Below are 21,457 nucleotides of genomic sequence, written 5' to 3'. Positions count from 1 at the left end.
AAAGGAGTGATCTAATGAGCGAATTTACGATTGGACATTTAATTCAACGCAAACATAGCGATCTATTGCAGGATGTTAATCCTTTATTTATAGGTCACCTGAATGACGAATGGACACTGTTTTTTATGAAAGATACAGGGATTTATAAAAGGATTCCCGAATCTATTTATGATATTTCGAATACGATACCTGTATTACATTTTGATAACGCAGAAGATCATGGGTGGAGTTATGAGATTGTATTTAAAGGCAAATCGCAAGCTAAGTTTGATTACAATTATGAAATGGAAGATATGGCGTTATATCAATTAGCATTAGATCGTTATCCAGAAGAAGATCCAGTGGAATTGTTATATACAAACCCTGATTTTGAAGGGGTTCGTCAACAATTGCTAGATGAATTACATAATAGTGATATCTATCAAGAGCAGATCAATAACCTTTTTAAAGAGTGCAACGTGGAACAATTTAGTCTGTTTGAAGTAAGTGCAGAACAAATTCAACAATTAAAAACAATAATGACTCCAGAGCATGAAGATCAATTGGAATTTATGCATGATCTGGTGGATCAATTTAAAGAAATATTGAACCTTCAGCAAATGAGTTGGATCAATCCAGAACGACTAGAAGATGATGATCTTGAGTTGGAACTAGAATAACCAAAGTACATCATTTTCCAAATGAGTGATTACGCTTACAGCTGAAGGGTAATAAATTAGCGAATCGATATGACCAAGGAGGTTACAGTAATGGAAAAACGTAAATATGGTAAAACGGATATGGAAGTTAGTGTGCTCGGATTTGGTGGTTCTGAAATAGGAAGCGGAGTTAGTGAAAGTGATGTTAAACAATTGCTCAATAGTGCACTCGATGCAGGCTTGAATGTGATTGATACCGCAGAATGCTACGGGCAAAGTGAAGAATTGATAGGTAATACATTAGCTCATCGTCGAGATGACTATTATTTGTTTACTAAATGCGGACATGCCGCAGATTTCGATGCTCCTGATTGGGACCCTGTGATGTTGGAACAAAGTATAGACCGCAGTCTCAAACGACTCAAAACCGATTATGTCGATGTTATCCATTTACATAGTTGTTCTGAAGAAGTGTTGCGCCGTGGGGAAGTCATCGAAGTCTTACAACGTGCCAAACAAGCAGGCAAAACACGTTATATTGGTTACAGCGGTGATCATACGAATGCACTATATGCGATTAATACAGGTCTTTTTGATAGTCTAGAAACATCTGTTAATATTGCAGATCAAGAAGCGATTGCACTTACGATTCCAGAAGCGCGTAAGCATGGTATGGGGATTGTAGCGAAGCGTCCGATAGCAAATGCAGCATGGACTCTTGAAACTGTAGGTCCACAAGAATATCCTTTTGTCTATTGGAATCGTTTACGTGATCTTAATTATGGATTTTTGCAAGATGAAGAAGTTCAAAAAAGTATAGAACGTGCTTTACGTTTTACGTTGAGTATTGAAGGTATAGATACAGCAATTGTCGGAACAACGAAGCCAAGTCGCTGGACAGAAAATGCTGCTTTGCTTAAAGAAGGTGCATTACCTAAAGAACATTTTGAAGCGATACGTAGTCGTTGGGAAGAAATTGCAGAGCCAGAATGGGTTGGACAGACGTAAACTTATAAATTTTACTCGAAAAGCTAAACTGTGAATCTGTACATCAACGGTTAAAATAAAGATTTCCCATCTTGTAGTTATACTAAATAAGTACTCAGCTATCTTCTTATGACATGATAAGAGGATAGCTTTTTTGTTATCTTTTTTGTGTATGGAATATTCAATCAATCGAATCGTTGCTCAACGAATAGGGTTTATTTAAACGTATAATAAGTCCACTGGATGATTATCTATTTTTGCAGGTGAAACAATCTAATTTAAATGATCATTTAACTAAATATCTGCAATAAATAAAATTTCAATACATGAAAAATTCACAATAAAAAAATAAATTTGTTTTGTTACTGTACAGATTATGCACACTTATACATAACTCTACACAAAGAACGAAAAAAGGAAAATCATAACTATCCACCTTCATCAAATAAATTAAAATCTAAAATAATAGTTGTCAAATGCAAAAGGATATGATAATTTATATCTGTAACCGGTTACACATTGAGGTGAAAAGAAAATGACAACGATAAAAGATGTAGCACGCCATGCAGGTGTTTCTGTTGCGACCGTCTCACGTGTTATTAATGAGACAGGCTATGTACATGAAGATACACGGCGCAAAGTAGAAGAATCTGTTCAACAATTGAACTACACACCTAATGAAGTGGCACGTTCTTTATATAAACGCAAATCCAGATTAATTGGTTTATTGCTCCCTGATATTACGAATCCTTATTTCCCACAGTTAGCTCGCGGAGTAGAGGATCGGATGCAGGAAAGTGGATTCCGCTTAATCTTTGGCAATAGTGATGAAAGTCAAACCAAAGAACAAGATTACATACAGACTTTTGTACAAAATAATGTAGTCGGTGTGATCTCATCTACCAATGATCCAGGAACAGCTTCTTACCGTTCACTCAAAATTCCCGTTGTTTTTCTAGATCGGATATCGAGTGATCGTCCTGCTGTCTATGCAGATGGCCGAGAAGGTGGGCGACTTGCAGCCCAGCAAATGATCCAGCGTGGAAGTCAGCAGATTACAGTGATGCAAGGGCCGATTCATATTCGTCCTGCTCAAGACCGTTTTCAAGGAGCGATAGAAGTGTTGCAAGATATGGGCATCCATTATCATACAACACAGACTTCTTCTTTTTCATTTACAGATGCAGATCGCTGGGCAAAAGAATTGTTTGAGCAATATCCTGATACCGATGGAGTGATTGCAAGTAATGATATTGTAGCTACGGCTGTTATTCAAGAAGCATATCGCTTAGGTAAAAAAGTACCTCAAGATGTACAAATTATCGGATTTGATGATATTCCGTTAAGTAGTCTATTATCGCCAGCATTGTCTACGATTCGCCAACCGGCATACGATATGGGCAGAGCGGCAGCTGATTTATTAATTCAATTGATTGAAGATACAGCAGGAGAACAACGAATCATTCAAATGCCTGTGCAATTTATAGAACGGGAAACAACTCGTAAACTTTAATCTGATCAAGTAGAAATAGAAAGGTGGAATTGTATTATGACTCAATCTCAACAAGCTTCTTCTAAAGCTAAAATCTGTGTAATCGGTAGTTGTTCTATGGACTTGGTAGTAACTTCATCCAAACGTCCAGTTGCGGGGGAAACGGTTCTTGGAGAAAGCTTCAAAACCGTTCCTGGCGGTAAAGGTGCTAATCAAGCTGTCGCTGCTGCACGTTTAGGAGCAGAAGTTACAATGATCGGCCGAGTAGGCGATGATCATTTGGGAGCAACCATTTTACAAAATTTCAAAGATAACAATGTCAATGTAGACTATGTGGAACCGGTTACAGATATGGAAAGTGGAACAGCACATATTATTTTAGCCGATGGAGATAACAGTATTATTGTAGTGAAAGCGGCAAATGATCATGTCACTCCAGATTATGTAGCTCAAGCAATTGAAGTGATTCAAGCTTCAGATATCGTTATGATTCAGCAAGAAATTCCAGAAGAAACAGTAACCTATGTTAGTCAAATTTGTGCGGATGCTAATGTTCCTTTGTTATTAAATCCTGCACCAGCACGCCCTGTGAATGACACTGTGATTAAGAACTTGTCTTACATCACTCCTAATGAACATGAAGCAGCTGTTGTTTTTGAAGGACAGACGTTAGAAGAAGCATTACGTCAACATCCTAATCGCTTATTCGTAACCGAAGGTAGTAATGGGGTTCGTTATTATGATGGACAGCAAGAAGTAGTTGTACCTACTTATAAAGTAGAAGCTATAGATACCACTGGCGCAGGCGATACCTTTAATGCAGCTTTTGGCGTGGCTCTAGCAGAAGGGCAGTCTTTACAAGATGCATTACGTTTTGGTAATCGAGCCGCTTCTCTTTCCGTTACCAAGTTTGGCGCACAAGGTGGAATGCCAACACGTCAGGAAGTTGAGGAACAATTGTAATGAAAAAGAATGGAATTTTGAACAGTCATATTTCGAAAGTGTTGGCTGATCTTGGTCATACGGATTATATCGTGATTGCAGATGTAGGATTGCCTGTACCTGATGGAGTACCTAAGATTGATCTGGCATTGACTTATGGAGTACCCAGTTTTCGTGATGTGGTTCATGTTATCTCAGAAGATATGGCAATTGAACAGATCACCATTGCTGAAGAAATGGTAGCGCAGAATCAAGATACATTTTTGTATATGCAACAAAAGTTTGATCATATCCCATTGTTGAAATGCAGTCATGAAGAGTTTAAGCGCTACAGTCAACAGGCTAAAGTGATTATCCGTACGGGTGAGTCTAGACCGTATGCCAATTGTATTTTGCATGCAGGTGTACATTTTGGAACGGCAGCGCGTTAAAAGTATAACTTCTTTATAAAGTAGAAATAGCACAGCAGATTTAAAGGAGGCATTGTATATGCAGATTCAAATGAATGGTATTTACAAATCCTTCGGTACAAACCAAGTCTTGAGCGGAGTCGATTTTGATCTCCGCGCAGGCGAAGTTCATGCACTGATGGGTGAAAATGGAGCTGGCAAATCAACATTAATGAACATTTTGATTGGTCTGCATGAGCGTGATCAAGGAACGATTGTTATAGATGGTCAAGAAACGTATTTTGATAATCCAAAAGTCGCTGAACAAAAAGGGATCGCTTTTATCCATCAAGAGCTTAATATCTGGCGTGATATGACGGTGCTTGAGAATTTATTTATCGGTAAAGAGCTAACGTCTAAGTGGGGTTTACTGAACACTAAACAAATGAAAACGCTAGCAAAAGAACAATTACGTAAATTAGCAGTGGATTTGCCGTTACAAGGCGAAGCAGGAGATTGTTCAGTTGGACAACAACAGATGATTGAGATCGCCAAAGCGTTAATGACGGATGCAAAAGTGATCGTAATGGATGAACCGACTGCGGCTCTAACGGAGCGTGAAATTCAGAAGTTATTTGAAGTGATTATAGCGCTCAAAAAAGAAGGCGTATCAATCGTATACATTTCGCACAGAATGGAAGAAATATTTGCGATTTGTGATCGAATTACGATTATGCGAGATGGTAAAACAGTCGATACCAAAGAAATCCCGCATACTCATTTTGATGAAGTGGTCAAAAAAATGGTTGGGCGTGAGCTGACTGAGCGTTATCCTGCACGTACACCACAACCTGGCGAATTGATTTTGGAAGTGAAAGATGCTAGTAAAAAAGGGCAGTTCCAGAATGTAAGCTTTTCGGTACGAGCTGGCGAAATTGTAGGTTTTTCTGGACTGATGGGTTCAGGACGTACAGAAATTATGCGCACTTTATTCGGACTGGACACGCTAGATAGCGGAGAAATCTGGATACGTGGTAAAAAAGTCAATATTCGTAGACCGGATGATGCAGTGAAACATGGTATTGGCTTTATTACCGAAGATCGTAAAGACGAAGGGTTAGTGCTCGACTTTTCGATTCGTGAAAATATGGCGCTACCTAACTTATTTAGTTTCTCTTCCAAAGGATTTATTTCAACTAAAAAAGAAGCTGAATTTGTAGATACATTAATCAAACGTTTACAGGTCAAAACCCAATCCGCAGAAACGCCTGCACGTAGCCTTTCCGGTGGTAATCAGCAAAAAGTTGTTATCGCAAAATGGATTGGTATTGGACCTAGTGTATTGATCTTAGATGAACCTACCCGCGGAGTCGATGTAGGAGCGAAGCGTGAGATTTATCAATTGATGAATGAACTTACCGATCGTGGTGTAGCCATTATTATGGTGTCCTCTGAATTGCCAGAAGTATTAGGGATGAGTGATCGTATTGTAGTCGTACACGAAGGCAAGATAAGTGGCGAACTATCCAGTCAAGAAGCTACACAGGAAAATATTATGACGTTAGCTACAGGAGGACAGTAATATGACAACAATAACGAAAGAAAAACCAGATAAAAATTTCAAATTATCAAATGTAACGCAGAAATTAGGTCCATTACTTGGATTTATTATTCTAGTGATTATTGTATCTGTATTGAATCCAGACTTTTTGGAACCGCTTAATATTTTGAATCTGTTGCGTCAGGTAGCGATTAATGCGCTGATAGCTTTCGGTATGACCTTTGTTATTTTAACAGGCGGTATTGATCTATCGGTAGGTTCGATTCTTGCTTTATCCAGTGCATTTGTAGCGAATCTGATGTTAGCAGGTGTAGATCCGATTTTTGCCATTATTATCGGATGTGCAGCAGGTGGCGTCATGGGTATGGTCAATGGATTGATGATCACTAAAGGTAAAATGGCTCCGTTTATCGCAACATTAGCCACAATGACCATCTTCCGTGGATTAACACTTGTCTACACTAATGGTAATCCTATAACAGGGCTTGGAGATAGTATGGCATTTCAATTGTTCGGTCGTGGATATTTCTTAGGAATTCCTGTACCAGCGATCACGATGGCACTTGCATTTATTGTATTGTGGGTCATTCTTCACAAAACTCCTTTTGGTCGTAAAACGTATGCAATCGGTGGTAATGAAAAAGCCGCTATCGTATCTGGTATCAAAGTACCGCGTGTTAAAATTATGATCTACTCACTTGCTGGTGCATTGTCTGCTCTAGCAGGAGCAATCTTAACTTCTCGTCTAAATTCAGCACAACCGACAGCAGGTACATCGTATGAACTGGATGCTATTGCAGCTGTTGTATTGGGGGGGACAAGCCTCTCCGGTGGACGTGGACGAATCGTAGGTACACTGATTGGTGCTCTTATTATCGGTACGTTGAATAATGGTCTGAATTTGTTGGGTGTATCTTCGTTCTATCAAATGGTCGTTAAAGGGATCGTTATTGTAATCGCAGTATTGATTGATCGCAAAAAATCTGCATAATCCGTTGATTTTAAAAGGAAAAGAGGAATCCAGTATGAAAAAAGTTATACCTTTACTTGCTATTGTCATGACTGTTATTTTACTAGCAGGGTGTTCACTTCAACCTCCAGCATGGGCAAAATCAAAAAAATCAGCAAATGCAGGCGAGATTAAGATTGGTCTCTCTGTATCTACTTTAAATAATCCATTTTTCGTATCACTTAAAGACGGTGTAGTCAAAGAAGCCAAAAAACTCAATATTGAAGTGATCGTTGTGGATGCACAAAATGATTCAGCTAAACAAAGTAATGATGTCGATGATTTGATTCAGCAGGGAGTCGATGCACTATTGATCAACCCGACTGATTCAGCCGCCATTTCAGCCGCTGTTCAATCTGCAAATACTTTAGATATTCCGGTTGTGACTTTGGACCGTTCAGCTGACAAGGGAGATGTCAAAGCTCTAGTCGCTTCAGATAATGTCAAAGGCGGTAAGATGGCAGCTGAATACATTGTCAAAGAACTAGGTAAAGATGCTAAAGTGATCGAATTACAAGGCGTACCGGGTGCATCGGCTACTCGTGAACGGGGTAAAGGGTTCCACGATATTGCAGATAAAGAGTTAGATGTAGTCGCTAGTCAGGCAGCAGATTTTGACCGTACTAAAGGTCTAACCGTTATGGAAAATCTACTTCAAGGTAACCCAGATGTACAAGCTGTATTTGCTCATAATGATGAAATGGCACTAGGTGCGATTGAAGCGATTCAAAGCTCAGGCAAAGATATTCCTGTGATCGGATTCGATGGTAACGAAGATGCGCTCAATTCGATTAAAGATGGTAAATTAACAGCAACAGTCGCTCAACAACCGGAATTGATCGGACAAATGGCAGTCGATGCGGCTCGCGATGTTCTACAAGGTAAAACAGTTGAAAAATCTATTCCAGCTCCATTGAAATTAGTAACGAAAGAAAATCAATAAAAACGTATGACTTCGCTAAATCAAATAAAGGAGAAGGTCGATATATTATTGACCTTCTTTTTTTGCATTTTAAAAAGAATACGTATACTTTATATAGAAAGTAAATTATTTCTTACCTAATCTCAACCTAACATTACTTACATACTATGCTATACTAAAGCTACTATTTATTTTGAAATAACAGGTTACTACTACTTAGATATAGGTACTATTTACTGAAATATATTTTATTTCTGTATCACTCGAAAGGAAGATCAATAGGGATGCTGATTATTTTGATGCTGGCTTGCATCATTGTCGGATTAATGACTACACATACGTATAGGCGTAAATCAGATATGCCAACCGCCGCAGGAAGTATACTGATGGTTGGAGGTATTTTTATACAAGGAGCTTGGGGTGAATTAACAGGATTGTCTGTATACTCTTATGCTACATCGGCATTAGTGATTCTTTTGATTGCGATCTGGATCTATCTATTACTGGGTTATATCACTTCGATTCGTAAAGACGAATTTTATGCTATCCATTTAGCTGATCCAGTAGGTCGGTTTGCAATAGGGACATGGATTGCGGGAACTTCTATTTTACTGATCACGATCTATACTTCATTTCCATCTTCATGGGTCTATGAAACGGTATTGATTCTAGCAGTCATGACTATCGGATTATGGATATTCTTTATGTATTGGGTAGTGAAAAGTATGATCGATATTGCTAAAATGCAAGCTGGACGGCATGTTCATGGCATTGTATTATTGGCTACTGTAGCAACACAATCGATTGCGATGTTATTGTATGATATTTTTGGACATAGTGAAGCGATGTTGATTATTTGCCGTCTGCTGATTGGTTGGGGACTGGTCTTATATGTAGTGTTAGCTAGCTTAATGATCTATCGATATGTACGGTATGCTTGGAATACAGCAGATCAATCGCAAAGTAATAATGTAATGATGTACGGTGCATTAGCCATCACAGGAGTGGCTGTTATTGAGACATCTAGTTGGACACCGAGTAGTGTATCGATATTATGGTGGATATCGCTAGCTGTATTACTTGTCGTGGAATGTATTGAGATGATTCGTGCTGTGATGAGAATAAGACGACATGGCTGGAAAACAGCGGTAGGGACATACGATGTGACACAATGGAGTCGGATATTTACGATCGGTATTTTTAATCTATTTACATGGCGTCTCATCAGTATGAATTCAAGTTCAATCATGAATGCATCACTAGCGAATCTACAGATGAGTGTAGTTATCATAACTGCTGGTATGATGGTCATTTTGTTAATCTGGCAATGTGTACTATCGGTTGATGCATTTGTACATCGTCCTGTCGTTGCAGAAGTGCCAGTTCAACGTATCCCACATGTACATTCAAGAAAAATGAAGTAATATCATAATCATAGCCAAAAGCGTATAGACGACTTTCTAACGAAGGTGCTCTATACGCTTTTTTGTTTATGTTACAGAAAATCGATCATAAAAAATGTATATATAGACATATATGTGAGTGATTGTGGGTAATAATATAGAAATAATTTGAGCTTTATTCTAGAAAGGTAAGCTAATTCATATCATGATGGAGGGACATAATGAATTTTTTGACAACACATTTAGAGCAAATATCGCATGATGTCAATCAGATATTAGAAAAAACAGAACCGATGAAACACCCGCTTATCGAGCTGATTCGCTACACCACCCATGAACAGCGTGAAGCGCTAGATCATCTACTACCTCTACAAGAATCAGACCAGCATTCTAATCCTGATTTAGATAAAATTCGTCCTTATCTCGCGATCATTTATCAAAATAATGAGGTGAGTGAGCCAACGATGCGCGCTTGGGTTCGAGCGGTAGAATGGATGCCTTCTTTTGAGACTGAATATGTTGAAGAGATTGAATCGTTATATCGTAGTGTTCGAGAACAGCTTAATAATATAGCCGATCTTATGAAACAACATTATGGTGAAGCAGCTATCAAATATCTTATTCCATCTTTTTATCTGGGGGTGCAAGTATGAGCTGGCAAGACGAACGTATTGATATGAATGTATATTCTCAAGGTGAAGTAGACCGCTGGGTATACAGTACATGTAATATTTGCTCGGTAGGTTGTGGCTGTCATGTCGCTGTCAAAGATAATCAGATTGTTGGAATTAAAGGCAATGGGAACCATCCTATTAACCGTGGACGATTAGGTCCTAAAGGTGAAAATCAATGGTATGCCAATAACAGTCCCGATCGATTATTAACTCCTTTGATTCGGAATCATGCAGGACAATTAGAACCAGCAAGTTGGGAAGAAGCTATGGCACTGATTGTGACCAAAGCCAAAGCGTCTATAGCGAAGCAAGGTAGTAATAGTATCGCTATCTATTCCACAGGACAGGCTTATCTAGAAGACTATTATACAATTGCCAAAATTGGACGTGCTGGTCTGCATACCCATCTGCTAGATGCCAATACTCGTCTTTGTACAGCGACAACAGAATTTTGTTTGTTGCAATCTTTTGGAGCAGACGGTACACCGGCTTCTTTTGATGATGTAGATGTTACAGATACGTTAATGTTATTTGGACACAATGTAGCAGAGACAGGTACAGTATTGCATGAACGAATTATGCAACGTAAAGAGCGTGAAGGTCATCCTTATATTATTGTTGTTGATCCTCGCCTGACATTGACAGCTCGCAATGCTGACTTACATTTACAACTTCGTCCGGGTACTAATGTAGCCTTATTAAATGGATTGACGCATATTTTGATTCGAGATGGTTATGTGGATCAGTCATTTGTTGATCAGTATACGATTGGTTATGATCAGATGGCAGCCGCCGTTCAGGATTGGACACCAGAGCGTAGTTCTGAAGTGACAGGAATCCCTGTGGACCAATTAGAGGAAGCCGGGCGTGTGATTGGTCAGACTACTTCTATGGTAACCACTACATTACAAGGTACTTTTCAAAGTGCAGATGCAACAACTGCTTGTGTAGCGATCAACAATATGCACTTGTTACGAGGGCTGATTGGTAAGCCTGGTTGTGGGCCTTTACATATGGCAGGACAACCAAGTTCCTCAGCGAATCGGACAGCAGGTGGAGTGGGTACTTATCCAGCACAACGTAATCCGATGAATCCTCAGCATATTGAAGAGATGGCGACTTTATGGAATGTAGAACCAGATACATTGCCGACAGGTCCGGAAAAAGGAATAGAAGAGCAGATTGATATGATAGAAGAAGGAAAAGTCACTTTTTTCTGGAATATTGGCACTAATCCTATGGTTTCTTTGCCTAATCGTCGTCGTGCACGCAAAGCGTTAGAAAAGATTTTTGTGGTTGTACAAGATCCTTTTTTAACAGAAACAGCAAAAGTAGCAGATGTTATTCTACCTGTGGCGTTATGGGGAGAAAAAGAAGGAACGATGGAAAATGCAGATCGTACAATCAACATTTTGCGTAAAGCAGTAGAACCACCTCAGGGAGTCAAAAGTGATCTACAGATTTTGCTTGATTTTGCTGATCGAATGGAGTTAAAAGACAAAGATGGTCAACCGTTAATTGGTTATTCTACACCTGAAGAATGTTTTGAAGAATGGAAAACAGTATCTAGCGGTCGTCCATGTGATATGACAGGTATGACTTACGATAAGCTTGAGCAATCCAATGGACTACGCTGGCCTACCAATGATCAACATCCAGAAGGGACACCAAGATTGTACAGTGATTATAAGTTCCCCACACATGCTGATTATGCGCAAAGTTATACCAAAGATCAATTCAGTGGGCGACCCTTATCTCATGATGAATTTGTCAAAAAAGAAGCGAATGGACGGGCAATTCTACATCCAACTCGCTATCTGGCACCCACGGAACAACCAAATCAAGATTATCCGATGTGGCTTACAACTGGTCGGTTAGTATGGCACTGGCATACCCGTACCAAAACAGCTCGTGCTCCCCACCTACAGATGGCTGCACCAAATGGTTATGTAGAAATACATGAAGATGATGCCGCAGCGATGTCTATTGTACAAGGGGAAGTGGTACGGATTCGATCCCCACGGGGCTGGATTGAAGTACCTGCTCGGATTGGTAAAGCGGTGCAAAAAGGATTGGTATTTGTACCTTTTCATTATGGAAGCTGGGAAGGTAATCAAGCGGCTAACGAGTTAACTGCTGATTTCACAGATCCATTGTCCAAACAGCCTACATTCAAACAAGCCGCTTGTCGAATCGAAAAGTTACGCAAAGAACATATCGTAATCGGCGAAGAATCGGCTGAATATATTGCCGAACAATATAATATGACTGTAGAGCATCTGTTACAAGCCAATCGCTTAAATACACCGTATGATATTCAAATGGGACAATCGTTAGAAGTACCGATCTCTGTTCTTAACACACCTGTTCCACCGTATATCCCGCAACGAGGTCGAGCATAATTAATAAGAATGAAGTAAAAGTTAAACGTGCATTTTGTAGATCACAGCATATAGATTATTTCGATCATAGATAAAGGAGAATAATCATGCTTATAGGTTTGCTACTACTTTTTATCATTGCGATTATGATCACATGGAGTAGCAAAAAGGATGTACCTGTTGTACCAACAGCCACTAGTAGTATTGTCATGGCTCTAGGTATTTTTATACAAGGAGCCTGGCAACAGCTATCAGGTTACAGTCCAAAGAGTATATGGACTTCTCTGTTAGTGATAATAACTGTAGGGATCTGGCTATATTTGTTAGTAAGCTATATCGGTTCTATTCGCCGGGGTCGCTTGTATCAAGACCATCTAGCTGATCCTGTTATGCGGTTTGCTACTGGAACGTGGGTGGCAGGTACATCCACATTATTAATTGCTATTCATGCCTCATTTAATCACTTTATTTTAAATGAAATTATTCGCATTATAACTATTCTCAATATAGGATTATGGTTAGTTGTGTTATATGTAATGTGTCGGGGTTGGTACCAAATCCTGCATCAATCTCAGATCCACCGTGTACATGGCATAATATTGCTGTCTACCGTATCCACGCAGTCTATCGTGCTCTTATTACATCAAATATTTAAGATCGATAATCTGTTATGGCTTCATCAGACTCTTATTATTATAGGGCTGATATTTTATGTATGGAGTGTAGTGTTGATTGTCTATCGTTATTGGCATCATCGTCATCCTATAGTAGAGGAGTGGACAGATCCTAACTGTATTCTATACGGAGCACTTGCTATTACCGGAGCGGCTGTACAAACCGTTCATGCTTGGTCTGATGGAGCGATTATTTATTTATGGTGGATCACGTGGATAATATTGATTATCGTTGAAGGAATAGAAGTGGTTCGTGCTATAAGACGTATTCAAGCTAAAGGATGGAGACAAGGGATTGGCATCTATAATACTGCACAATGGACTCGTTTATTTACATTAGGGATGTTTTATTTCTTTACTTTGCGTATCTACCCGTTATATCAGCAGTATACTGAATCACGATGGGCGCTTGAAATGTATCGTTGGATTTTGACAGGTGGTTCATGGATCATTAGTATATTACTTGTGATCGAAATTGGACTTGCTGTTCAAGCCCTATGGCATCACGCGCAGAGAAAGAGAGCAAAAACAAGCAATATGCCATAAAGATGAAAGAAATCTATCATTATTAGAATAGTTAAAAATAGAGAACTATTCGAGTTACCTATTCTTTTGCGAGAAAGCGACTTGACTTGGAGTATACTCCAAGTAGTAGAGTGTGTATAGAACCACTTCATCTACTACTAGAAAAGAGGGTATATACATGAGTCAGAACAAAACAGTGTTCATTACAGGAGCCAACAAAGGAATCGGTTATGAGACAGCGCAACAATTAGGCCGTCAAGGATATACAATACTGGTAGGAGCTCGTGATGAATCTCGTGGGCAAGAAGCGGTCGAAAACTTGTTGACGCAAGGAATAACAGCTCATTTTATACAGTTAGATGTTACAGATACAGCAACGATTGAATCAGCTTCCAAATACATTGAGCAACAGTTTGGTTCGTTAGATGTATTAATCAATAATGCTGGTGTTTCGATAGATGCTATGTCACCACCAAGTCAATACAAAGTAGCAAATATGCGTCTTGTGTATGATACCAATGTATTCGGAGTCGTTGAATTAACCCAACATATGTTACCTTTATTACAGAAATCTTCTGCTCCACGCATTGTAAATGTATCCAGTGGATTAGGTTCTTTGACTCAAAATAGTGATCCTAATTATGAATATGCTGCTTTTAACGGATTAGCTTATGCCAGTTCAAAAGCAAGCTTAAATGCTGTAACCGTAATGTTTGCGAAGGAATTTAAAGACACTACGCTTAAAGTGAACGCAGCTGATCCCGGGTATACAGCAACTGATTTTAACGACAATACAGGGCCACGTTCTGTAGAACAAGCGGCAACTATTATCGTAGAACTGGCTACTCTGGATGAAAAAGGTCCAACAGGGCAATTTTTCGATGAAAATGGTGTTGTACCGTGGTGATATACATTTAATCAAGGAGATGACAATAGACGTATGATCGATATTCCTGAACACATGACATCTATTAAGGAAGCTGCTGAATTGACTGGATTGAGCGAAGACACTATTCGCTATTATGAAAAGATTGGGTTACTACCTTATGCAGATCGTCAGCCCAATGGACATCGAGCATACAGTAAGCAACAAATTCAAGGAATCATTTTTCTAACCCGACTGAAAGCGACAGGGATGACGTTGGAACAGATGAAGAATTATCGCGAATTAGCGGTAGTCGGTAACAGCACATTAGACACAAGATTACAAATACTCAAAGAGCATCATCTCAAAGTTAAACAAAGTATTGCCGAGTTGATGGAGACACAACGCTTTTTGGAATATACGATAGATCATTATATAGAAACAGATCAAAATCCAGATATCCACAATCACGAATGTGATGCTGTCGTTAGTGAAAGAATGTTAGCTAAACATAGGTAAATGGATATCAACACATAAAAAAGACGTATCTTCTTTGAAAAGAGGATACGTCTTTTAATATGAAATATAATACTCTTTCTTGTTAGTTACCTGAAGATTGATGATCTAGTCAGCTAATCGCTCAGAAAGAGTATCATAGTATCATCTTTATATCATCGGTCTTATAGCTCTGCACCGTTTGTAGCAATGACATTTTTGTACCATTCAAATGAATCTTTTTTCGAACGATTGAGTGTACCATTACCATCATCATCTTGATCGACATAGATAAATCCATATCGTTTAGACATTTCAGAAGTTGACATACTCACAAGATCGATAGGACCCCAGCTTGTATAACCCATCAATTCTACACCATCAGCAATCGCTTCACGCATTTGTTCGATATGTTTACGTAAGTATTCGATGCGATACGTATCATGGATGGAGCCATCTTCTTCTACTTTGTCAAATGCACCGAGACCATTTTCAACGATAAATAGTGGTTTTTGGTAGCGATCATAGAAGTTGTTAAGCGTGACACGTAGACCGATTGGATCGATCTGCCAGCCCCAATCTGAAGCTTCCAAATATGGATTTTTCACACCGCCGAATAAGTTTCCAGCTGCTTTGTCACCCTCTGTACTTGTTGTTACCGTGATCGACATGTAGTAACTGAACGAAATATAATCGACAGTATATTTTTTGAGGATTTCATCATCGCCAGCTTCTTTTTGAATCACGATATTATTTTCAGCAAAATAACGGTTCATGAATCTTGGATATTCACCACGTGCATGAACATCTGTAAAGAATAGATTCATCTGGTTATCATGTTGCGCTTGACGAATATCTTCTGGGTTACTGCTGAACGGGTAAGTCTCCATACGTGCTAACATACAACCGATTTGCGAACCTGGAATAATTTCATGACACAATTTAGTAGCGATTGAACTAGCTACAAATTGATGATGCAATGCTTGATACATCGCTTGTAGTTTGTTTTCTTCACGGTCAATAACAACACCGCCACCGGTAAAAGCACTGATCGTTAACACATTGATTTCGTTAAACGTTAACCAGTATTTAACTTTATCTTTGTAACGTGTAAATACCGTCTCCGCATAACGTGCAAAATGGTTTACGACTTCACGATCAACCCAGCCGTTATATTTTTCAGTTAGACCGAGTGGAGTCTCATAGTGAGAAAGAGTCACCAACGGTTCAATATTATATTTACGCAACTCATCGAATACATTGTCATAGAATTGTAGACCTGCTTCGTTTGGTTGCTCATCATAACCATTTGGGAAAATACGTGCCCAATGAATCGAAAGGCGGAACACTTTGAAGCCCATTTCGGCAAACAAAGCAATATCTTCTTTGTAACGGTGATAAAAGTCGATACCATCACGTTTAGGGAAGCGTGCTTCAAATTCACCACTTAGAATTTGTGCAATACGTTCAGAAGAAATTTCCATAGCATGGTTTGTAATACCACGTTCTTCTTTTGGAATATAAGCGATCATATCCGCACTGGATAGACCTTTACCATCTACATCGTACGCGCCTTCTAATTGGTTCGCTGCTGTTGCTCCGCCCCATAAGAAGTCTTTAGGAAATCCTTGTTGTACATTCGTCATGTTCATTACCTCTTTCGTCATAGAGTATAAAAAATATAATTGAGAATAATGCTGATCAAGCGAAAATACCCTATACATAACAAAAACCTAAACAGAAAATGCAAGGAAGTCTCTTATTAAGAGCACCTGTACACGATCCATTTAGGTTTTGCCTGCATGACCAGTCACAATCCTGAGTTATTTAATTATCTATCCTTATTGTAATACACAAGAATAGCGTTTTCAAGCACCTACCATAAATCTAACGTGAATCTTAGACAACTGCGGTTAACAGATAGTCTTGATTGTTCACTTCTGTTTCAGACGTTTTGAGGACATCAAGATAGCTGGCTGCATTGGTTACAATAACAGGCGTAGCTAGTACATAACCAGCGGCACGAATCTGCTCGATATCGAATTTGAGCAACAATTGTCCTTGCTCCACCACGTCGCCTTCTTTAACCATTTTTTCGAAAAATTGACCTTTCAGACGAACGGTATTCATACCAACATGAATCAACATTTCAGCACCATCATTAGAAGTGATTCCAATCGCATGTCCTGTCGGGAAAACAGTTGTGATCGTACCATTCACAGGTGAAGTCAATAGACCTGAAGTCGGTTCTATCGCAATCCCTTTACCCATCGCACCTGAAGAAAAGGCTGGATCTTCAAGCGATTCAAGCGGTAGGATCGTTCCTTGTAGTGGGCTGATAATCACTTCTTTTGCAATCACAGAAGCAGTGGTAGCAGTAGATGTGTTTCCTGTTGGAGCAGGAGTATTATCTACAGTTGCTACGGTAGCTTCTTCTTTGAATCCAAGAATATATACTAAAAGACCAGCTAGTACAAAAGCGACCAACAGTCCAATAATAACAGCAACAAAACCAGTACCAATATACGTAGGCAAAGCAAGCAAACCTGGTAAAGCAAATGCGATCGCTCTAGAACCACCGGCACCGATAATAGCGCCACCTACAGCACCAGCGATACAAGCATAGATAAACGGTTTTTTCAATTTCAATGTAATTCCGTAAATCGTTGGTTCTGTAATTCCAAAAATAGCTGCAAGCGTCGAAGAACCTGCTAATGCTTTGGTATCTTTATTTCTAGATTTGAAAAATACACCTAATGTTGCACCGGCTTGAGCCATAACAGCAGCCGTAAGCATCGGCAACATCGGATCAAATCCATTTGCTGCGATATTTCCAAGCATAATCGGAACAAAGCCCCAATGTACGCCGAAAATAACAAATACTTGCCAGAATGCACCGGCTATACCACCTGCTAGAATCGGACTCAAATTATAAATCCATGTAAATCCAGAAGCTAATCCTTGACTGACCAAATGACCTACAGGTCCAAATACCAAGAATGTTAACGGAATAACAACTAACAAAGCGACCATCGGTACCAAAATATTTTTGACCGATTCATGGATAAACGAACTTGCAAATCGTTCAACATACGATTGTACCCATACCGCCAAAATAATCGGAATAACACTGGATGTATAGTTAACCAGTACAATAGGAATACTGAGGAACGATAGACTTATACCACTATCTAACGCTGTCAGAATCGTAGGATAGACCAGCGCACCTGCAATTGCAATCGACACAAACTGATTGGTTTTGAATTTGCGAGCTGCTGTAACAGCTAGGAAGATCGGTAAGAAATAAAATACGCTATCTGAAGCTGCATTAAGAACAAGGTATGTTCCAGATGTATTATCTAACCAGTGAAGTGCTAGAAAAAGAGCCACTAATCCTTTCAGTACCCCTGCGCCTGCTAATGCTCCAAGGAGAGGAGAGAAGATACTGGAAATAATATCAACCGCTTTACCTAGAACATTCGTATCTTTATCTGTAGAAGTGTTTTGCGCTTCAGTTGATTTTTCTACATCTTGTAGATTGGTTTCCGCCATGATTTTATCGTACACCTGACTTACCGAGTTGCCGATGACCACTTGAAATTGTCCACTATTTTCAACAACGGTGATAATACCCGGTGTTTTTTCTAAAGTAGCTTTATCTGCTTTACTGGAATCTTTTAATTTGAAACGTAGACGTGTTGCACAATGGAATACCGAATTGACATTCGATTCTCCGCCGACCAGTTTGATAATTTGTTTGGATAAATCTTGATTACTCATGATTGATAGCTCCTTTGGTTAATAAATACATCGCTAATAATAATATCCTCACTACATGTTGGCCGACATGTGTGGAAGGAAAGCTTAACTGTACAATAAAAGAAAAAAGAGAAGTTGCCGGCGCTCGTATTTTCTTTTATGAACAAGAAAAACCTAAACTCGTGGTGAAATAGACATCGCTTGAGCACGTCCTTTTCACCATCAGTTTAGGTTTTGCCTGCATAACCAGTCACAATCCTAGTGGATGGAATGTATTCAATTATGATTGTTCTTCTTCAATCGTTGTGCGCTCCGTCACCCGGTGAATATGAATCGTAAGATATACATATTCGTCTTTGCTTAAAGATTGCTGGTACGTTTTTTCCAAATAGTCATTGATTTTACTTACACATTCAAATGCTTTGACATATGCTGTTTTGACTTGATTATAAAGGAATTCTTCACCGCTATAATGAATCTCTTTACGCAATAGTCGCATCGCAAAGTATTGTAGATGTGTCACAAAGCGAGAGTAGTTGAGTGACGATTCATCCAGTACAATTCCATAATGGTAAGTCACAATATTTAGTACATGTTGTACAATCTCGGTCATTTTAATTGTAGCTTGCATTTCGTTCCCATCCATACGTGCATTCACAATATGAAGAGTGATAAAACCAGCTTCATCTTCGCCAAGTGAAATGCCAGTGCTGTCTTTGATCATTTGCAGCGCATCTTGACCTACACTATATTCTTTTTTGTAAAAGCGTTGAATTTCAAAAAGCAATGCATTTTTGATATGAAGCTTCTTCTCATGACGTTCTAGTGCAAAATGAATATGATCTGTTAACGTAAGATAAATATTATCGCTCAACGTGGTACCTAGAACTGTATTCGCATGGTTCACTATTTCATTCACCAGCTCCAAATGGGAGACAGGAATTTCATTTAATAACTCGGTTAATTTAGCCGTAAATTCGTTCTCATTTAGCATAAAGATTTTATCGATTTTATGATCGTCAACTGTATCGCCAATAACTTTTTTAAAAGAAATCCCTCGACCCATCACGATAATTTCTTTGCCTTTTTGATTTTTGGTCAGTAGCACATTATTATTTAATATTTTCTCTATAATCATAATCTTCCACCTACAATTCTAAAATAAACGGGCTAATCGAATGCAAAGGATATAGCTATACATGAATATAGATATAAAAAATGCCCGAAATCATTCCAATACCATTTTTCTACAAAATGATATTACAATAATCTCAGGCATTGCCCGCTTGACCGGTCACAATCCTTTAACTGACTTTATTGTAGTATATAATAAAAGCGATTACAAGAGCGATTTACAGATTTTTTGTAACGTTTATACTTTAGTCGTCAAATAACATGATATTGTCGTAATTTGTCTTATGTAAAAAGGATGTAGTAATGTTATAATTAACATATCAACTATCGTAGGATAGGAAAAGGAGGTGAATTCCTTGTTTGAAATGCATGATTGGATTCCGTATTTATTTTCGATTGGTCTATTGATTACAGTCAGCTACGGATATATTGCTCATCTCTATTGTGGGATTACTGAGTTTTGGATCAGTAGCAGGCAAGTGCGTGGACATTACGATCTACCTTTACTGATTTTAAAAACAATACATCGTACACCGATTACACTGGCGCGCATGATACGCCGCAAGGAAGCTCCTGATGAAGATGCAGGAGATTGCCCATCCTCGTTGAGCCATAAGCAACAACATCAACGAGGAGGAACAACATGCAATTATTCAAGGGATTCACACTTACGGGGAAAAAGGGTCGTCTTTACGGCTTAGCACTTGGCTTGATCATGATGATGTTATTAGCAGGATGCGGTACCACATCTGTACAAGAAGTAAATTCAACAACACCAGGATTTTTTACTCATTATGTTGTCTTTCCATTAACCTATAGTATGGAACATATTGCTACATGGTTCGGTGGAAGTTACGGTCTGGCGATTATTATTTTGACACTTGCTGTACGTTTTGCTTTATTCCCTTTGATGATGCGTCAAGCTAAAGGTCAACAAGGTATGAAACGCAAAATGAGTATTATGCAACCAGAACTAGACAGGTTGAAAAAGAAATATGAAAACAAAACGGGTGCAGAAGACAAGCAAAATCAACAAAAAGAAATGATGGAAATCTACAAAAAGCATAGCTTTAACCCGTTAAATATCGGTTGTCTGCCAATCTTAATTCAATTGCCTATCCTATCCGGAATGTATACAGCAATTCGTGCGACACCTGAACTAGCTTCTCACTCTTTTCTCTGGTTCAAATTGGGAGAGCCCAACTGGATTATGGCGATTATTGTAGCTTTACTGTATATGCTGCAAGCTAAAGTATCGCAATACAATATGACACCTGAGCAACAAAAACAGTTTGCAATAATGGGTTATTTATCGCCGATTATGATGGCATTTTTCTCATTCAGTGCTCCTGCGGCAATGCCATTATACTGGATGGTTAGTGGATCGTTCTTGTTAGTACAGACATTATTATTCCGCAAAATGTATCCGAATAGTATTCCTGTACAGACAGCACTTGAGATCGAAGTAGAACCTGAGCCTGAAATGCTAGAACCGGCTAAGATTAGCAATACAAAAGCTAAAAAGTTAGCTCGACAAGCCAATCAAGCGAAAAATAATAAGTCTGCTAAAACGTAATAGGCACAATAAAGTTTACAATCACAAAAGG

At 38.9% G+C, this 21,457-nt stretch carries 19 protein-coding genes; 16 read left to right on the top strand and 3 right to left on the bottom strand.

What is annotated here, in order from left to right:
* Positions 1-14: 14 nt before the first annotated feature.
* The 14 genes from PTI45_RS13495 (at position 15) to PTI45_RS13430 (ending at position 14,981) form a co-directional block, all read left to right on the top strand.
* Positions 15-659, top strand: a complete 645-nt coding sequence (locus PTI45_RS13495) for a hypothetical protein (RefSeq protein WP_069328121.1) — start codon at positions 15-17, stop codon at positions 657-659.
* A gap of 90 nt (positions 660-749) precedes the next feature.
* Complete coding sequence (locus PTI45_RS13490) at positions 750-1,646, top strand: aldo/keto reductase (protein WP_069328120.1); 897 nt, start codon at positions 750-752, stop codon at positions 1,644-1,646.
* A gap of 514 nt (positions 1,647-2,160) precedes the next feature.
* Positions 2,161-3,138: a LacI family DNA-binding transcriptional regulator gene (locus tag PTI45_RS13485; protein WP_069328119.1), complete on the top strand. Its 978-nt coding sequence runs from the start codon at positions 2,161-2,163 to the stop codon at positions 3,136-3,138.
* A gap of 36 nt (positions 3,139-3,174) precedes the next feature.
* Entirely contained in the window at positions 3,175-4,080 is a 906-nt protein-coding gene (gene rbsK / locus PTI45_RS13480) for a ribokinase (RefSeq protein ID WP_069328118.1), read from the top strand.
* Positions 4,080-4,490 (top strand): D-ribose pyranase, encoded by a 411-nt coding sequence (gene rbsD, locus PTI45_RS13475; RefSeq protein WP_069328117.1) that lies wholly within the window; start codon positions 4,080-4,082, stop codon positions 4,488-4,490. Before rbsK ends, rbsD begins: the two co-directional genes overlap by 1 nt.
* 58 nt (positions 4,491-4,548) lie before the next feature.
* Complete coding sequence (locus PTI45_RS13470) at positions 4,549-6,030, top strand: sugar ABC transporter ATP-binding protein (protein WP_069328116.1); 1,482 nt, start codon at positions 4,549-4,551, stop codon at positions 6,028-6,030.
* A 1-nt stretch (position 6,031) separates the two neighbouring features.
* Positions 6,032-7,000, top strand: a complete 969-nt coding sequence (rbsC, locus tag PTI45_RS13465; protein ID WP_069328115.1) for a ribose ABC transporter permease RbsC — start codon at positions 6,032-6,034, stop codon at positions 6,998-7,000.
* A 34-nt stretch (positions 7,001-7,034) separates the two neighbouring features.
* Positions 7,035-7,961, top strand: coding sequence for a ribose ABC transporter substrate-binding protein RbsB (gene rbsB, locus PTI45_RS13460; protein ID WP_069328114.1), 927 nt, complete (start codon positions 7,035-7,037; stop codon positions 7,959-7,961).
* A 263-nt stretch (positions 7,962-8,224) separates the two neighbouring features.
* Entirely contained in the window at positions 8,225-9,364 is a 1,140-nt protein-coding gene (locus tag PTI45_RS13455; RefSeq protein WP_069328113.1) for an SLAC1 family transporter, read from the top strand.
* A 200-nt stretch (positions 9,365-9,564) separates the two neighbouring features.
* A complete protein-coding gene (locus PTI45_RS13450) occupies positions 9,565-9,996 on the top strand; it encodes a hypothetical protein (RefSeq protein ID WP_069328112.1) in 432 nt (143 codons plus the stop codon).
* Complete coding sequence (locus tag PTI45_RS13445) at positions 9,993-12,419, top strand: molybdopterin-dependent oxidoreductase (RefSeq protein ID WP_069328111.1); 2,427 nt, start codon at positions 9,993-9,995, stop codon at positions 12,417-12,419. The genes PTI45_RS13450 and PTI45_RS13445 overlap by 4 nt, the downstream gene beginning before the upstream one ends.
* 86 nt (positions 12,420-12,505) lie before the next feature.
* Positions 12,506-13,618 carry an SLAC1 family transporter gene (locus PTI45_RS13440; RefSeq protein WP_069328110.1) on the top strand — a complete coding sequence of 371 codons (1,113 nt, stop codon included), beginning with the start codon at positions 12,506-12,508 and terminating at the stop codon, positions 13,616-13,618.
* A gap of 157 nt (positions 13,619-13,775) precedes the next feature.
* Complete coding sequence (locus PTI45_RS13435) at positions 13,776-14,504, top strand: SDR family oxidoreductase (RefSeq protein ID WP_069328109.1); 729 nt, start codon at positions 13,776-13,778, stop codon at positions 14,502-14,504.
* Positions 14,505-14,558: 54 nt separating this feature from the next.
* Entirely contained in the window at positions 14,559-14,981 is a 423-nt protein-coding gene (locus tag PTI45_RS13430; RefSeq protein ID WP_245703483.1) for a MerR family transcriptional regulator, read from the top strand.
* Between the two features lie 161 nt (positions 14,982-15,142).
* Here the strand turns inward: PTI45_RS13430 and PTI45_RS13425 are convergent, their stop codons facing one another.
* The 3 genes from PTI45_RS13425 to licT all read right to left on the bottom strand — a co-directional run bounded on the left by PTI45_RS13425 (position 15,143) and on the right by licT (position 19,854).
* Positions 15,143-16,603, bottom strand: a complete 1,461-nt coding sequence (locus tag PTI45_RS13425; protein WP_069328107.1) for a glycoside hydrolase family 1 protein — start codon at positions 16,601-16,603, stop codon at positions 15,143-15,145.
* A gap of 253 nt (positions 16,604-16,856) precedes the next feature.
* Complete coding sequence (locus PTI45_RS13420) at positions 16,857-18,737, bottom strand: beta-glucoside-specific PTS transporter subunit IIABC (protein ID WP_069328106.1); 1,881 nt, start codon at positions 18,735-18,737, stop codon at positions 16,857-16,859.
* 259 nt (positions 18,738-18,996) lie between these two features.
* A complete protein-coding gene (gene licT, locus PTI45_RS13415; protein WP_069328105.1) occupies positions 18,997-19,854 on the bottom strand; it encodes a BglG family transcription antiterminator LicT in 858 nt (285 codons plus the stop codon).
* Between the two features lie 352 nt (positions 19,855-20,206).
* On the opposite strand from licT, the gene PTI45_RS23730 reads away from it, so the two are divergent.
* Positions 20,207-20,551: a hypothetical protein gene (locus tag PTI45_RS23730; protein WP_241669288.1), complete on the top strand. Its 345-nt coding sequence runs from the start codon at positions 20,207-20,209 to the stop codon at positions 20,549-20,551.
* Positions 20,494-21,426: a membrane protein insertase YidC gene (gene yidC / locus PTI45_RS13410; RefSeq protein WP_083243531.1), complete on the top strand. Its 933-nt coding sequence runs from the start codon at positions 20,494-20,496 to the stop codon at positions 21,424-21,426. Before PTI45_RS23730 ends, yidC begins: the two co-directional genes overlap by 58 nt.
* The last annotated feature ends 31 nt before the right edge of the window (positions 21,427-21,457 follow it).

Origin of the sequence: Paenibacillus nuruki, from assembly GCF_001721045.1 — a bacterium.
In the GTDB taxonomy this organism is placed as follows: domain Bacteria; phylum Bacillota; class Bacilli; order Paenibacillales; family Paenibacillaceae; genus Saccharibacillus; species Saccharibacillus nuruki.
Note: the sequence above shows the minus strand (reverse complement) of the source record. Positions and strands in the feature narration are given on the sequence as shown.

Coding starts and splice junctions, on each gene's coding strand:
- PTI45_RS13495 (WP_069328121.1), top strand. CDS start 15: ATGAGCGAATTTACGATTGGACATTTAATTCAACGCAAACATAGCGAT.
- PTI45_RS13490 (WP_069328120.1), top strand. CDS start 750: ATGGAAAAACGTAAATATGGTAAAACGGATATGGAAGTTAGTGTGCTC.
- PTI45_RS13485 (WP_069328119.1), top strand. CDS start 2,161: ATGACAACGATAAAAGATGTAGCACGCCATGCAGGTGTTTCTGTTGCG.
- rbsK (WP_069328118.1), top strand. CDS start 3,175: ATGACTCAATCTCAACAAGCTTCTTCTAAAGCTAAAATCTGTGTAATC.
- rbsD (WP_069328117.1), top strand. CDS start 4,080: ATGAAAAAGAATGGAATTTTGAACAGTCATATTTCGAAAGTGTTGGCT.
- PTI45_RS13470 (WP_069328116.1), top strand. CDS start 4,549: ATGCAGATTCAAATGAATGGTATTTACAAATCCTTCGGTACAAACCAA.
- rbsC (WP_069328115.1), top strand. CDS start 6,032: ATGACAACAATAACGAAAGAAAAACCAGATAAAAATTTCAAATTATCA.
- rbsB (WP_069328114.1), top strand. CDS start 7,035: ATGAAAAAAGTTATACCTTTACTTGCTATTGTCATGACTGTTATTTTA.
- PTI45_RS13455 (WP_069328113.1), top strand. CDS start 8,225: ATGCTGATTATTTTGATGCTGGCTTGCATCATTGTCGGATTAATGACT.
- PTI45_RS13450 (WP_069328112.1), top strand. CDS start 9,565: ATGAATTTTTTGACAACACATTTAGAGCAAATATCGCATGATGTCAAT.
- PTI45_RS13445 (WP_069328111.1), top strand. CDS start 9,993: ATGAGCTGGCAAGACGAACGTATTGATATGAATGTATATTCTCAAGGT.
- PTI45_RS13440 (WP_069328110.1), top strand. CDS start 12,506: ATGCTTATAGGTTTGCTACTACTTTTTATCATTGCGATTATGATCACA.
- PTI45_RS13435 (WP_069328109.1), top strand. CDS start 13,776: ATGAGTCAGAACAAAACAGTGTTCATTACAGGAGCCAACAAAGGAATC.
- PTI45_RS13430 (WP_245703483.1), top strand. CDS start 14,559: ATGACATCTATTAAGGAAGCTGCTGAATTGACTGGATTGAGCGAAGAC.
- PTI45_RS13425 (WP_069328107.1), bottom strand. CDS start 16,603: ATGACGAATGTACAACAAGGATTTCCTAAAGACTTCTTATGGGGCGGA.
- PTI45_RS13420 (WP_069328106.1), bottom strand. CDS start 18,737: ATGAGTAATCAAGATTTATCCAAACAAATTATCAAACTGGTCGGCGGA.
- licT (WP_069328105.1), bottom strand. CDS start 19,854: ATGATTATAGAGAAAATATTAAATAATAATGTGCTACTGACCAAAAAT.
- yidC (WP_083243531.1), top strand. CDS start 20,494: ATGCAATTATTCAAGGGATTCACACTTACGGGGAAAAAGGGTCGTCTT.